The sequence below is a fragment of the Pseudobutyrivibrio xylanivorans genome (assembly GCF_010906925.1).
Classification (GTDB): domain Bacteria; phylum Bacillota; class Clostridia; order Lachnospirales; family Lachnospiraceae; genus Pseudobutyrivibrio.
In genome coordinates this window covers 1,276,537-1,290,616 of record NZ_VTVE01000001.1, presented here as the reverse complement: position 1 = coordinate 1,290,616, position 14,080 = coordinate 1,276,537, and the positions used below count along the sequence as shown (strand labels likewise).

Sequence of the window (14,080 nt, the reverse complement as noted above, 5' to 3'; positions counted from 1 at the left end):
GGAGAACCTAAAAGATGAGTTTTTTAGATGAAAGAAAAGCGTTAACAAGAGAAAAACGCTTAAGTTCCCTTAGCCATTTTCATGGTAATTTGGAAGCTCTAATTGATGAAACATCAGGTGAGGAGATAAAGCAGAGAATCAGAACCTTCTCCCAAATACATGATGATGAAACGATTTATGCATTTGATGTCCTTTCTACAATTGAGGATGCAGCAATCATAGTAAATGGCTCCATTGGATGTGGAGCCATAGGAATTGCTCAAAATAATAATGAAAACTTTAGTTGGTATTCAACAAATCTCGTAGAAAGAGACACCATTTTAGGTGGGGATGATAAGCTTTCTGAAGCTATTCTTAGAGCCTATGAGGAAAAGCATCCAAAGGCAATTTTTATTGTTGGAACACCTGTAGTTGCTATCAATAATGATGACATTAATTCAGTCATATTGGAGCTTGAGGATGAAATAGGTATTCCAATTATCAGCATTTATACAGATGGTTTTAAAACTAAAACACCTGTTACAGGATATGACATCGTTACACATAGTCTATTGAAATATCTTGTTTCAAACAATGAGGATGTTAAGGAAGATTTCATAAATATCATTTCTTATTCAGAAGATATTGAGGATGTAGCAGTTATAGCTGATATTTTTAGAGAGCTTAATATCAAATTCCAGATACTTCCAAGATTCTCAAATGTGGATGAGATTAAAAGAGCATCAAAGGCAAGAGCATCTGTAGTGCTTAACCCGGAAGAGGGTGAGTATCTAGCTAAGGAGCTTGAGGAAGTTTTTGGCGTACATTACATAGAGACCGATGTACCCGTGGGATTTAGAGGGACAAAGAATTTTCTTTTAAAGATTGCCGCATTTTTAAATATCGAAGATGAAGTGATTGAATACATTGATAAAGCAGAAACTGAGTTATCTCAGGTGGTTATAAAGGATGTATTAAAGGATAAGAAAATCTTTGTTGATGTAGCTCTTAGTAAAGTTTCTGCTTATGCACGATTGTTTACAAATTTAGGTGGAGAAGTGGTTGGATTTTCATCTTCATTTGTGGATTTAGACAACAGAAAACAGCTGAAGAAATTAGACTTTTTACCAAAGACTACTATAGCAATCATTGGAAATGGACAGCAGTTTGAAAAGGCAAACGAGCTAGCTAAGAACAGCATAGATATATATTTTAGTGAAAAATCAGGAAGCTCATTTGCTACTGATGAGGGAGCAGTTGTTATTTCCACAAAGAATAAGGTTACATATGGTTTTAAAGGTGTGGAGGTTATTGCTAACACTATAAAAAAGGTTGAAGAATTCCAGGGAAAATACAGATTAAAGAGCAGCTACAAAGAAAGCTTTAAGAAGCGTAGCGGAAACTGGTATGTAAAGCAGGAGGTAAGTTAAATGGCAGATATAATCAAGAATCCTAGAAATGGATGTGCCCTTCATGGTGCTTTACAGACAGTTCAGGAAATAAACGGTGTTGTACCAGTTGTTCATGCAAACGCAGGCTGTGGAGTGATTAACTATCTGGCAAATTCAAAGACTACAGGAGGCTCGGCTAGATTTTCAGGATACTCCATACCGGGTACAGCAGCTCAAGAAAGACATGTAATTTTTGGTGGAGCATCGAGACTTAGGGAGCAGATTAAAAACACTATTAAGGTGGTTGATGGAGCTCTTTATGTAATCCTTAACAGCTGTGAGTCAGCTATGGTTGGAGATGATGTTGATGCCATGACTAGGGAGATAGTGGAGCAGCATGAGCCAGTTGTAGATACACTTATTGCAGGTTTCAATGGTGGAGCTCACTTTGGTTATGAGCATGTGTTTGCTGATGTATTTAAATCTGTTTATGATGTAAGACTATCTGAAACTAATAAAAACTCAAATCTTGTAAATATCTTTGGAATCATTCCTGAAAAGGATCCATATTGGCAAGGAAACATAGAAGAGATTAAGAGAATATTAGAGGGTGTAGGAATAAAGGCCAATGTATTCTTTGGTGTAACCGGAGGCATCGAAGATATTTATAATGCGAAGAATGCAGCACTGTCAATCGTGTTTGGCCGTTGGGGAGAATTACCTGCAAAGGTACTTAATGAAAAATTTGATATACCTGTAATCCAAAAGGCAGCACTTCCAGTAAATGCACTAGAGGAAAAAGAGTTAATAGATGAAATTGGCAAAGTGATTTCTCTAGAGCAGGATGTGGTAGATGAGTTCTTAAATAAGGAACTAGCTTATGAAAGCAACTATTACGGAAGAATTCGCGATGAAGTGATTGAGCATGCTATTGGAAAGTCTGTAGCTATCGTCGGTGACGAAGAGCAAGTAATTAGACTTGGAAGAATAGCAAAGGATGTCTTTGGAGCAAAAATCGTTGCAGCGATTCTTACTGATTCATTGAAGAAAGATGAGGAGCATGAGCTGAACAATGATGAGGTGTTTGCTTCAATCACAAGTAGTGTATATAAGACATCAGATCAAAAGGACATTGATGATATTATCAGACAGTCTAAGGCTGAACTTGTAATAGGAAGCTCGCTTGAGGTGAATATAGCGAACAAGGCCGGAATTCCTTTGATAGAAGCCTCATATCCTATATATCACAAGAGTATTCTTAATCAGTCTACTTCAGGAGTAAGAGGGGCTGTGGAATTTGTAAGCAATTATCTTACAACAGTAAAACAGGATGAAAAAGAAAAATCAGAAGAGCTTTATAACTATTTAAAACAGTTAAAGGGACAGAAGACCTGGCAAGAGCATTCTTCTAAAAGGGGCCAAGTAAAACAATTAAATCTAATTTCAGAACTGGCATCGAAAGAATCTATATAGGTAATTAGGAGGACTAATAATGAAGAAATTGAAAAAGACTGTGTTGGCAGCTTTAGTTGGTACATTTGTATTATCAGCTCTTACTGGCTGCGGTGGCACTGCTGATAATGGTCTTGTAGATAAAGAGGAAAATATCGAAGCAGGAAGTGACGTTACCAGAGAAGTAAATATTGGATTTGTTGATACTTCAGGTTCCAATATTCTTTTGGGAAGCGAAGGCATTGCAAGAGATAACGGATATTTTGAAGAGGAATTCAAAAAGATAGGTGTAAAGGTTAATCTTGTTCCTATGTCAGGGGCAGGCCCAGCAATTAATGAGGCCCTAGCATCTGGAAGTCTTGATATTGGTATTCTAGGTGATGTGCCTGCTGTTAACGGAAAGGCTAACGGAATTGATACAACAGTAATTGCATTTAATGGCTTAAACAATTTTATTGTTATTTCTGCAAATCCAGATTCAGGAATTGATTCTGTAAAGGATTTGAAGGGCAAAAAGGTCGCTACACAAAAGGGCGCATTTATGCACAGATTACTCTTATATGCACTTGAAGAAGAGGGACTTACTATTGATGATATTGAATTCGTTCCGATGACTGCTCAGGATGCACTAGCTGCTCTTGAGACAAAGAGTATCGATGCAGCAGTTGTACAGCCTAATGATGTAAGTTACAGACTTGCCAAGGAAAATGGATTTAAGGAAATTTTATTTAGCAATGATCATGAAGGATGGGCAGCTGGTTCTATTACAGAAATCAGAACTGAGTATTTAAATGCAAATCAAGATGTGGCAGTGGCATATTTAAAAGCAATTTTAAGAGCTAACGAATACATTGAAGCTAATGAAGATGCTTTAAAGGAACAGTGGATTGCAGCAGGATATTCAGCTGAAAGCTATGATTACGCTTATCCATTACACGATAATTATTCAAAAATCGAGGCTACAGATGATGTTATAGCAAATGCTAAAAAGACATTGTCTTTCCTTCAGGAAAATGATTTGTCTGATGGAGACTTTGATGTGGATTCATGGTATGACCTTTCATATTATGGAAAGGCTAAAACAGAACTTGAAGAAGGCAAGTAATTAAATAGGAGAAAATAGAGAATAATGAGCACTATAAAAGATAAATTATATAGCGAGTTGAAATTTAAGGCTAAGGTAAATATTGATGGAATCAAGGTAGATCCAAAGATTTTTAAGAATCTTGACTTGGGTGGAAAATATCAGGAGCAGATTCATGCTCTATTTGAAATGGACCATGTGGCTCACCCTGAAGTATTATTCCCTTGCAATTTTACCTCTCCTAGCGGTCTTAGATATTCATTCTCATGGGATCCTAGATCTACAGTAGAGATTAAATATATTGATGGTCAGTTTGTTTTATTTGATAACGGTGTTGAGAAATTCCCAATCGAATTTGATCACAGACCTGAGTACTATAGCAAGAAGACATCTGATGGAACAGAAATGTCACATGTAGCCACATATTCAAATGGTGTCGTAAGTATTGCATACAGTAATGAATGTTCCCTCAAGGAAAAGGGCTTAGATTGCTTATTCTGCAATGCCAATGCAACAAAGGATACTTATGCTGAAAAGGAAAACATCCAGTGGAAGAATCCTAAACAGATTGGTGAGACAGTAGCTGAGGCATTTAGACTTGGCGAAGGCAGACATGTAAACCTTACTGGTGGATTTGTTCCAGAGCGTCGTGAGGTTGATTATTACATTGATGTGGCTGAGGCAATCCAGGATGAGACTGGACTTGAGGATTTCAATGGAACAGCTGTTATTGGAGCACCTGCAGATTTATCTGTAATTGAAAAGTACAAGGAAGCAGGCTTTAGAACACTTGCAATTCAGCTTGAAGTTTGGGATGAAAACTACTTTAGAGTAATTTGCCCTGGAAAGGAAAAAGAGTGTGGCGGTAGAGAAAACTGGATTGCTGCACTAGATAAGGCTGTTTCTGTATTTGGTAAGGGACGTGTAAGAACTGGATTTGTAGCTGGAATAGAGCCAAAGGAAAGAACTCTTGAAGGCGTTGAAATTCTTACAAAGAAAGGTGTTATCTGCTTAACAAATGCGTGGTGCCCAAATCCAGGCTCAAAGCTTGAGGGACACAGAACACCTACTTTTGAGTGGCACTACGATATGGCACAGAAGACTTATCTTTTACATAAGCAGGCTGGTATTACATACGAGCAGTATTTGGATGTTTCTCCATCGCCAGACTTCTTAGTACTTGATTTCTACAGAATCGAAGAGGAAAGATTACCTATCTTTAAGGAGGAAGGTATCGAAAGCGAGAAGGAGAATGAGTCTGCCTTAGCTGTTTAGGAGGACAATTATGAGTAACAAAGTTAAGGATGCTAATATAAGTTTCATAATTCCATTTTTGATTGTTGTGGCATGGTTCTATGCCACAACAATTAACAATATGTCAGGAGCTATTCTGCCAAAGATTAGTGATGTTTTTGAAGCTTTTAAAAATCTAACTCAAAATGGTCAGCTACAGCAGGACATTATTGCAAGCCTTTTAAGAGTAATCCAAGGATATGTAATCGCTTCATTTTTAGGAGTAGCCTTGGGTGCTTTGGCTGGTATGATTCCATTTGTTAGGAAGCTTATATTGCCAGCTGCAACTGCCATTAGACAGGTGCCAATTATTGCCTGGATTCCACTTATCATTCTCTGGTGTGGAATTGGCGAGGTCTCAAAGGTGGTTATTATAGTTATCGCCGCAACATTTCCAATAATGATTAACACTATGAGTGGTGTCTCATCAACATCAGAGTTGCTACTTGAAGTGGCAAGCCTTTATAAACTTGGAAAATGGGAGACTTTTCTTAAGGTATATTTGCCAAATGCACTTCCATCTATTTTAGTAGGCTTAAAGCTTGGAATGGGAGCTTCTTGGATGGCTGTAGTGGCTGCTGAAATGTTAGGTGCTTCATCTGGAATAGGATATCGATTAAATGATGCTAGAAGCATGCTTAAGTCGGATCAGGTAATTCTTTGTATTATTCTAATTGGAGTTATTGGTATTGGCACTGATTGGATTCTATCAAAAATCTTTAAAAAGATTACACCATGGGAGAACAATAAATGAAAAGAGTAGCAATAGTAAGTGCAATGGATGAGGAAACTGAGTACATCCATGAGTATCTCGATAAAAGAGAAGGATGGTCAAGGACTAAGAAAAATTTATACAGACATGACAAAAAGGACATTGATCTGTATGTAAAAGTCCTTGGAGTGGGAAAAGTAAATGCAGCATACAATACAGCAGATGTTATCAGCGAATTCAATCCAGATTTCATTGTAAATATAGGCGTTTCAGGTGGGCTTGCACCTAATGCCAAAAGAGGAACGGTTGCAATCGGAAAAAGCTATGTTCAGACTGATTTTCATCCTTATATTGATGACAACTATCCTAAGATTAAAGACACAGAAGACTGGATTATAGATGGACTTGAAAAATCTGCTAAAGATAACAACTTTGATTACATCACAGGAAAGCTTGCAACAGGGGATTTCTTTTTAAGTGATGAAACAGAAAGAAAAAATATTATCGAGACTTATGACCCAGTTTCCTTTGATATGGAAACAGCAGCTATAGCTCAAGTGGCTACTGCAAAAAATGTTGAGTTTGCAGCCTTGCGTATTTTCTCTGATTTGGCCAATGATGAGTCCATAGAAATCATTGAAAATAAAAAGGCCAATAATATCGATGATAGAGAAAAAGAGATAGACAAGAAATTAAAAATAAGACCTACAGAACTGCTTGTTCCTTTTTTAGAAGAAATTGGCTGATGAAAATGGTAGGGATAGTCTACTAGAGATAAGAGGAGAACAGCCATGGGCATTAAGGATAATAACATTATAAAAATACATAATCTGAATAAGGAATTTGTTGTTGATAAGAATCCAATACGCGTATTGAATGATATTAACCTTGACATAAGAGAAGGTGAATTCATCACTATTGTAGGTCATTCAGGTTGTGGAAAGAGTACCCTGCTTAAAATCATGTGTGGACTAGTAGATTATGAAGATGGAACTGTTGAAAGAAATGGTCATCCAGTAGATGGTCCTGGTCCAAATTGTGGCATGGTTTTTCAGGATCACAGACTCCTTCCATGGCTTAAAATTAAGGACAACGTTGGCTTTGGATTAAAAGACCTTTCAAAGGAAGAGAAGGAAAAAACTGTCCTTAGCCACCTTAAAATGGTAGGCCTTGAGGGCTTTGAAAACAGCTATCCAGCACAGCTTTCTGGAGGAATGAGTCAAAGGGCCGCTATTGCCAGAGGGCTTGCTAATAATCCAACAATTCTACTTCTTGATGAGCCATTTGGTGCACTGGATGCACTTACAAGGATTCAGATGCAAAAGGAGATTCTTGAAATACAGGAAAAGGAAAAGACTACCATGGTTATGGTTACACACGATATTGATGAGGCAATATACTTAGGAGACAGAATCGTGGTAATGTCTGCCCGTCCTGGAGAGATTAAGGAAATAATAGAGACAGACCCTGTGGAATCTAAAAAGCGTGGTAGTGCTAAATTTGCTGAGTATAAGAAAAAGATTTACGATTATTTCTTTGAAGACTCAGATGTAGATTACGAAATAGAGTATATAATATAGTTTTTATTTATAACTGGCTATTATTATATTCATTAACTAGAGCTATTGACTTGCAATATATCCTAAAATATAATTCAATCAATCAAAAAAAACAACAGCAATAGAAGAAAGGGAATTTATTATGAAGACAACTAAGATGATGAAAAAGAATACAGTTGTAGTAATGGAGTGTTGTCAGTCCCTTTGTTGTTGCGGGTATATTTTAGAAAAGAATAGGCAATAGGCCACAGGTAATTATTAATACTGACTAGACAACTAGAGGTTTAAGACTTGGGATAAAATCCTGGTCTTAGGCCTCTAGTTTTTTATGTAAATGTTTTTCAATAACTAAATTAAATGTGAATGTTTAAGGAGGAATGAAATGTCACGAGCTATTACAAGAGAAGAGTTATTTAATCAGTTGGAACTTGATAACAGGATAACTAATGAGGGCGTTTATATCAGTCCAGAGGTTGTGTCTACAATCGATTTCGAGAACAAAGTTCAGGAGCAGATGCAAACATGTTTTGATATGAATCATGAGACTTATTTAAAGTCAAAACTTCCAACAGCTATAAGACTTGATAGCAATTACAGAATCAGATTTTCATACAAACATGATGCTCCATTTTCTGTAGAGCACGAAAATGGAAAGTATTATCTTACAGAAAAGGGAAACCAAATTAGTGAAATAACATTTGTTGAGAAGCCTGCATTTTATAATTTTAAGACATCTGATGGTGTAAACATGAAGACTATTGCAAATGAAGTAGGTAAGACAAAAGTTACAGTTGCTTATAGCAATGAATGTGCTCTCAAAGATAAAGGTCTTGATTGCAAGTTCTGTAATATAAATGCAACTAAGAGCCGCTTTGCTGATATCCAAGGCATCTCTTGGAAGACACCATATCAGATAGCTGAAACTTATGCTAAGGCAAGAGAAGAGGGATATGAATCTATTACTATTACAGGCGGATTCGTTCCTGAGCGACGGGAGGTAGAATATTACATTGATGTAGCTGAAGCAATTCAGGATGTGACAGGACTTACAGATTTTGGTGGTACAGCTTGTGTAGGTGCTCCAAGTGATTTGGATGTTATTGAAAAATATAAGGAGGCAGGCTATAGAGCCATATCAACTAACCTTGAAATTTGGGATGCAAACTTCTTTAAGACAATTTGCCCAGGCAAAGATCAGATTTGCGGTGGAAGAGAAAATTGGATTAATGCTCTAAAAAAAGAGGTAGAGGTATTCGGAAAAGGTAATGTCCGTTCATTCTTTGTAGCTGGTATCGAGCCTAAGTCCACTCTTTTAGAAGGCATTCAGTACCTAACAGAACTTGGCGTAGTGGCTATTCCACTTCATTGGACACCAAATCCTGGTTCTGAACTTGAGGGTCATAGAGCTCCATCACCAGAATGGTATTTTGACTTGTACCAGAAAACATATAATTTGCTACGACAAAATGGTTTGACACATAAGGACTTATATCACTCAGCAAATGTAGAAAATTCAATCTTTGATTATTTCTATGATCTTGACGGGGATCACCTTGATATTCCAAGACATGAGGCAGATAGAGTTCATTTTGTAGGTGAAGATTCAGTTGCAAGCAAAGGCGAGGGTTCTGCAGCTATAGAGAAGACAGCATAGGAGGAAATATAGATGAAAATATATAAATTGATAGTGAGCTTGTTTTTGGCATTTTCTTTGACAATTTCAGCTACAGGCTGCGGTAGCAATGCTAGTAGTGTTTCAGCAAAAACAAATGATGAGGTTGGTTCTGATAATCCAGATGAATTCACAATTCGTATAGGCGTTAATTCATTAGATAATAACTTCTTATTAAAAATTCTAGATAATCATACAGGATTTTTAAAGGATCAGGGAATTACCCTTGAAACAACTGAATTTTCAGCTGGTATTAATACAATTGATGCAATTACAACAGATACAGTAGACATAGGTTTGTTTGCCACTTATGCAGGTGTTAATAGAATTGGAAATACGCTTTCTGATAGTAAGTTGCGTGCATTTGCAATGATTGACAAATCATCAAATTACAAGCTCTATGCTAATCCCGATACTGTGACAAAACCTGAGGATTTGGTAGGTCATATCGGTGTTTCTCAAGCCGGTGTAGTATTTGAGTATTATTATGGTGAATTGTTCAATCAGTATGGTATTGATCCAAAGGATGTAACCATTACAAATGTTGGCAGTGTTCAGGAAGCTCTTGCACTTGCAGCAAACGGTGGTGGAGATGCATATTGGACTGGCTCTGCAAACTATGGAAAGTTTGAGGAGAAAGGATGGAAACCTGTTATTGGTATTGATGATTTAGGAATTTACATGTACACATTCCTTGTTGCAGATGAATCTTATTTGCAGGCATATCAGCATGAAGTTGCAAAATATCTACAAGCCAGCGAAGAAGGATTTAAATACATTGATGAAAATCTTGATGAGTTTGCTGAGTGGGTTACAGCAGATACTGGTCTTGATAAGGAAATATTCAAGGCAGAGTGGAATTCAAGACGTCATTACTATTCATTTGAGCAAGAAGCATATGATGACTTGGTAAAGATAAAGAATTGGTGCTATGAGAATGGCAGATTTGATACAAACTACAAGATTGAAGAATACATTAACACAGATGCTTTGGCAGAAGCTTTCCCTGACAGAGTTGATTGGAAGGCAACAGAATAATAGGAGCAAAAAATGGGACTTACATTAAAAGAATATCAGAATTATTTGTATGATAATAAAAGTTTAGTACTAGCAACTGTAACAGAAGATACCACACCTAATCTTAGACATATTGGCGGTTATAGTATCGATGGAACAGATATTGTATTTCAAACTTCTAAGGGAACGGACAAGACTGTAGATATTAAAAATAATTCTTCTGTGGCAGCAGTATTTCAACATGAAGGACAACAATCATTAAAGAATATTACAGTATATGGAAAAGCTAATGAATTGAGTGGTGATGAAGTTGAAAAGGCAGTAGAGCTCATTAAGGAAAGACGACCACAGCTTAATTACAATTCAGAGATTAATGTTATTTACAAGATTCATGTTGAGAGAATCAAGAAGCTTGATTTTTCTTCAGAGGAAAAGCAGGTAGAGATTAAAGCTGAGGACTTAGTTTAAAAGGAGCATTAAGACATGAAAAGAGATATGACATCAGGTAATGTAATGGTATCTCTATTATGGTTCGTAGTTCCTTTGGCAATAGGCAATATTTTACAACAGCTTTATAACATTATTGATACTTACATAGTGGGGAGATATGTAGGTAATGATGCACTTGCAGCTGTAGGATCTGTAAGCCAACTGATTTTTATCTTTAATGCTGTGATTATGGGGCTGAAAGCTGGAATTGCAGTTACATGTTCAGAGTGCGTAGGGAGAAAAGATATAAAAGGTTTTGTAGTTTGCAGTAGAGCAGGATTAATACTTGTTTCTACTGCGGCACTAGCCTGTACCAGTGTTGGTTTTTTATTAATTAAATCATTTTTAAAACTAATAAGCGTTCCTTTGGAAATAAGGGCAGATGCATCTAATTATCTTTCGATTATTGTACTTGGATTGCCACTTGTATTTGTTTTTAACTATGGAATAGCGTTAGCTCAGTCTAAAGGAAATTCAATTATAACTTTTATAGCTTTACTGATAAGCACAATTAGCAATGTAGTGTTGGATTTGATTTTTATTAGAGGTTTTAAGATGGGGGTGAAGGGCGCTGCTTTTGCTACAGTAATCGCCCAATTTATACCGGCAGCAATTGTTATAGGAACATATATGGCTACCCTAAGAACTGATAGGGATGAAAGCAAAACGTTAAAGCTTCAGTCCAATACTTTTATAGATATTTTAAAAGTTTCCCTACCTTCAATGCTACAACAGGGGATTTTATCAATTGGAGTTGTGTCCATATCGGCTTTAATAAATCGCTGCGGATATGCCATGATTGCTGGTGTGACTATAGGTGGAAAAATAGATGGAATAACATCAATGCCAATTGTTACTATAGCAGAAGCATTATCTGTTTTCACAGCTCAAAATATAGGAGCTAACAAACCTGAAAGAGTTTTGAAAGGGTTAAAAAGTGCTATGGGGTTATGTTTTGCTTTAGCATTAATTCTTGCAGTTTTGATTGTTTTTCAGGGGCGATATATGATTTCGTTATTTTTAGCTGAACCCGATGATCAAATAGTAAATGAAGGCATGGGCTACATGATTTCAATTCTTGTGATGATGTTCTTTATGGTTGTATTTCGATGTTTCATTGGTATGTTTACCGGAAAAAAGATGATGGGACCGGTAATATTGAGCTTTGTTTTTAACATAATAAGCCGAGTGGCATTTGCTTATATTACCTTTCCATTTATAGGAAAATATGCTGTTTTAATTGCGAATCCTTTAAGTGTTTTTGTAGGAGCTATATCTATTATCATTTTTTATTATTTTATAGAAGTTAGAAAAAATCGTATTTACGATAATCACATAAGGAATAATTGTTATGAACAAAATATTGATTGTAAGTGCTCTTTATCAGGAGATTGAGGCTGTAGAGCATTATATAGAAGGTAAATCTGATTGGAAAAAAATAAGCGCCAATTGGTATGTAAATGATAAAAGTAAAAAAGAAAGTATTTAGCGAACCAGTTGAATTGATACTTGATTATATTGACATCGCATAATAAAAAAGGTAGGACTGGCTTATGTACATAAAATTAGAAAACATAAATAAGACTTTTGGAAATTTTAAAGCATCAAATAATGTAAATATAGAGATTGAAAAGGGTAAGCTTGTAGCGCTTCTAGGACCTAGTGGAAGTGGCAAAACAACAATTTTAAGGATGCTGGCAGGTCTTGAACATCAGGATTCTGGGGATATTTATATAGATGAAAAACTTGTAAATGGCATTCCAGTTCAAGACCGAGGGATTGGATTCGTATTCCAAAGTTATGCGCTTTTTCCTTATTTAACTGTATATGACAATATCGCTTACGGCATGAAAATTAGAAAAAAGTCTAAGGATGAAATAGACAGCAAAGTAGAGGAATTACTTGAATTAGTGGGACTCAAAGGACTTGGCAAAAGATTCCCTGATCAGTTGTCAGGAGGGCAAAGACAAAGAGTTGCCTTTGCTAGAGCTCTTGCTACAGAACCTCAGGTGCTCCTTTTGGATGAACCATTTGCAGCTATTGATGCAAAGGTAAGAAAGGACCTTCGTAGGTGGCTAAAGGAAATGATAGAAAAACTTGGAATTACAAGTATTTTTGTCACCCACGATCAAGATGAGGCTGTAGAGGTTGCTGATGAATTAATAATTACTAATGAGGGAAAGGTTGAGCAGATTGGCACTCCTGTTGATATTTATAGAAATCCAAAGACAGCCTTTGTGGCACAGTTTATTGGAGATTCTGTGATTCTTGAAGATTATGAGTATGAGAAGCTAAAGGGCTTTACGAGACAGGAGGGTGCTCCAAAAGCTGCCATTAGACCTGAATTTGTAAATGTCATTCATAGCAGTGGCAACAAGGAACAATCATCTGCATATATGCCAGGAAAGATAGTACATACTGAATTTAGAGGCAATAGTATGGAACTTACTATTGAATATGAAGGTATTGAATTAAAGGCGGCTCATCAGATTGATGATTTCCAAGCAAAGAAGGGTGATGACATTCTTTTTAAGGTTACGAGATTATATGCCTTTGATGATGATAACGCATATACGTTAATCAATGAGATTCTTAAAGATAATCCAGAAATGTACTATATTTAGAGGTGACTGCTATGGAAATAAAAAAGATAATTAATAGAGTGTTAAAAAGTGGATTAATCACTTGGGTATTATTACTTGCAATTTGGTCAATTGGTTCATTGTTTTATACACCGGATTTTTTACCAAATCCTATCATTACACTTGATGGAGCGAAGACCCTTGTTACAAGTGGTACATTGTGGACTGATATTTTTGTAAGTATGAGCCGAGTGTTAAAAGGTTGGACAGCAGGACTTTTATTTGCAATCCCAGTGGGACTTTGCGTAGGAAATTTTAAATGGGCAAGCTATGTGTTTGAGCCTTTTTTAAATTTCTTTAGATTTGTACCAGCTATCGGTTTTATTACGTTATTCCTGTTGTGGTTTGGCGTAGAGGAGAAATCTAAGGTGGCCCTTATTTTTTACGCTGTGATTTTCCCGGTTATGGTAAATACAATTGCAGGAGTTAGAAGTGTTGATCATTCATTGATTGAAGCTGCTGAATCCATGGGGGCGAGCAAGAGAAGAACATTTTTTACTGTTGTTTTTCCATCTGCTATTCCAAATATTTTTACAGGGGTTAGACTTGGATTGAGTAGTGCCATTATTTGTATTGTTGCAGCTGAAATGCTTGCAGCATCAGAAGGCTTGGGATATTTGATTTATACTTCTCGACTTTTCTATAGAACTGATTGGATTTTTGCAGGAATTTTTACTCTTGGTTTAATTGGCCTATTGGCAGATATGCTTCTTAGATTTTTAGGGAAAAAATTTCTATACAGATTTGGAGTGAGATAACAGGGATAGTAATTGACATGAAACCCCGTGCA

General features: G+C 36.4%; 13 protein-coding genes. All 13 read left to right on the top strand.

Features of this window, described 5'->3' with window-relative positions; genetic code table 11:
• The first annotated feature begins 14 nt into the window (after positions 1-14).
• The 13 genes from F0Q01_RS06035 to F0Q01_RS05975 all read left to right on the top strand — a co-directional run bounded on the left by F0Q01_RS06035 (position 15) and on the right by F0Q01_RS05975 (position 14,048).
• Positions 15-1,409 (top strand): nitrogenase component 1, encoded by a 1,395-nt coding sequence (locus tag F0Q01_RS06035; RefSeq protein ID WP_090487283.1) that lies wholly within the window; start codon positions 15-17, stop codon positions 1,407-1,409.
• Positions 1,410-2,843, top strand: coding sequence for a nitrogenase component 1 (locus F0Q01_RS06030; protein ID WP_090487280.1), 1,434 nt, complete (start codon positions 1,410-1,412; stop codon positions 2,841-2,843).
• A 19-nt stretch (positions 2,844-2,862) separates the two neighbouring features.
• On the top strand, positions 2,863-3,927 hold the full coding sequence (locus F0Q01_RS06025) for an ABC transporter substrate-binding protein (RefSeq protein WP_090487277.1): 1,065 nt from the start codon (positions 2,863-2,865) through the stop codon (positions 3,925-3,927).
• A 24-nt stretch (positions 3,928-3,951) separates the two neighbouring features.
• A complete protein-coding gene (locus F0Q01_RS06020) occupies positions 3,952-5,181 on the top strand; it encodes a radical SAM protein (RefSeq protein ID WP_090487274.1) in 1,230 nt (409 codons plus the stop codon).
• A gap of 10 nt (positions 5,182-5,191) precedes the next feature.
• Complete coding sequence (locus F0Q01_RS06015; RefSeq protein ID WP_090487271.1) at positions 5,192-5,953, top strand: ABC transporter permease; 762 nt, start codon at positions 5,192-5,194, stop codon at positions 5,951-5,953.
• Positions 5,950-6,657: a 5'-methylthioadenosine/S-adenosylhomocysteine nucleosidase gene (gene mtnN / locus F0Q01_RS06010; protein WP_090487268.1), complete on the top strand. Its 708-nt coding sequence runs from the start codon at positions 5,950-5,952 to the stop codon at positions 6,655-6,657. The genes F0Q01_RS06015 and mtnN overlap by 4 nt, the downstream gene beginning before the upstream one ends.
• Before the next feature lie 45 nt (positions 6,658-6,702).
• Positions 6,703-7,491, top strand: coding sequence for an ABC transporter ATP-binding protein (locus tag F0Q01_RS06005; protein WP_090487265.1), 789 nt, complete (start codon positions 6,703-6,705; stop codon positions 7,489-7,491).
• A 361-nt stretch (positions 7,492-7,852) separates the two neighbouring features.
• Positions 7,853-9,124 (top strand): radical SAM protein, encoded by a 1,272-nt coding sequence (locus tag F0Q01_RS06000; RefSeq protein ID WP_090487262.1) that lies wholly within the window; start codon positions 7,853-7,855, stop codon positions 9,122-9,124.
• A 12-nt stretch (positions 9,125-9,136) separates the two neighbouring features.
• On the top strand, positions 9,137-10,180 hold the full coding sequence (locus F0Q01_RS05995) for an ABC transporter substrate-binding protein (protein ID WP_090487259.1): 1,044 nt from the start codon (positions 9,137-9,139) through the stop codon (positions 10,178-10,180).
• A 12-nt stretch (positions 10,181-10,192) separates the two neighbouring features.
• Entirely contained in the window at positions 10,193-10,627 is a 435-nt protein-coding gene (locus F0Q01_RS05990; RefSeq protein ID WP_090487256.1) for a pyridoxamine 5'-phosphate oxidase family protein, read from the top strand.
• 15 nt (positions 10,628-10,642) lie between these two features.
• On the top strand, positions 10,643-12,043 hold the full coding sequence (locus tag F0Q01_RS05985) for an MATE family efflux transporter (RefSeq protein WP_090487253.1): 1,401 nt from the start codon (positions 10,643-10,645) through the stop codon (positions 12,041-12,043).
• A gap of 158 nt (positions 12,044-12,201) precedes the next feature.
• Positions 12,202-13,272, top strand: a complete 1,071-nt coding sequence (locus F0Q01_RS05980; protein ID WP_090487250.1) for a sulfate/molybdate ABC transporter ATP-binding protein — start codon at positions 12,202-12,204, stop codon at positions 13,270-13,272.
• An 11-nt stretch (positions 13,273-13,283) separates the two neighbouring features.
• Positions 13,284-14,048 carry an ABC transporter permease gene (locus F0Q01_RS05975; protein WP_090487246.1) on the top strand — a complete coding sequence of 255 codons (765 nt, stop codon included), beginning with the start codon at positions 13,284-13,286 and terminating at the stop codon, positions 14,046-14,048.
• The last annotated feature ends 32 nt before the right edge of the window (positions 14,049-14,080 follow it).

Excerpts from the sequence above, each read along its gene's own strand:
- F0Q01_RS06035 (WP_090487283.1), top strand. The coding sequence starts at position 15 with ATGAGTTTTTTAGATGAAAGAAAAGCGTTAACAAGAGAAAAACGCTTA.
- F0Q01_RS06030 (WP_090487280.1), top strand. The coding sequence starts at position 1,410 with ATGGCAGATATAATCAAGAATCCTAGAAATGGATGTGCCCTTCATGGT.
- F0Q01_RS06025 (WP_090487277.1), top strand. The coding sequence starts at position 2,863 with ATGAAGAAATTGAAAAAGACTGTGTTGGCAGCTTTAGTTGGTACATTT.
- F0Q01_RS06020 (WP_090487274.1), top strand. The coding sequence starts at position 3,952 with ATGAGCACTATAAAAGATAAATTATATAGCGAGTTGAAATTTAAGGCT.
- F0Q01_RS06015 (WP_090487271.1), top strand. The coding sequence starts at position 5,192 with ATGAGTAACAAAGTTAAGGATGCTAATATAAGTTTCATAATTCCATTT.
- mtnN (WP_090487268.1), top strand. The coding sequence starts at position 5,950 with ATGAAAAGAGTAGCAATAGTAAGTGCAATGGATGAGGAAACTGAGTAC.
- F0Q01_RS06005 (WP_090487265.1), top strand. The coding sequence starts at position 6,703 with ATGGGCATTAAGGATAATAACATTATAAAAATACATAATCTGAATAAG.
- F0Q01_RS06000 (WP_090487262.1), top strand. The coding sequence starts at position 7,853 with ATGTCACGAGCTATTACAAGAGAAGAGTTATTTAATCAGTTGGAACTT.
- F0Q01_RS05995 (WP_090487259.1), top strand. The coding sequence starts at position 9,137 with ATGAAAATATATAAATTGATAGTGAGCTTGTTTTTGGCATTTTCTTTG.
- F0Q01_RS05990 (WP_090487256.1), top strand. The coding sequence starts at position 10,193 with ATGGGACTTACATTAAAAGAATATCAGAATTATTTGTATGATAATAAA.
- F0Q01_RS05985 (WP_090487253.1), top strand. The coding sequence starts at position 10,643 with ATGAAAAGAGATATGACATCAGGTAATGTAATGGTATCTCTATTATGG.
- F0Q01_RS05980 (WP_090487250.1), top strand. The coding sequence starts at position 12,202 with ATGTACATAAAATTAGAAAACATAAATAAGACTTTTGGAAATTTTAAA.
- F0Q01_RS05975 (WP_090487246.1), top strand. The coding sequence starts at position 13,284 with ATGGAAATAAAAAAGATAATTAATAGAGTGTTAAAAAGTGGATTAATC.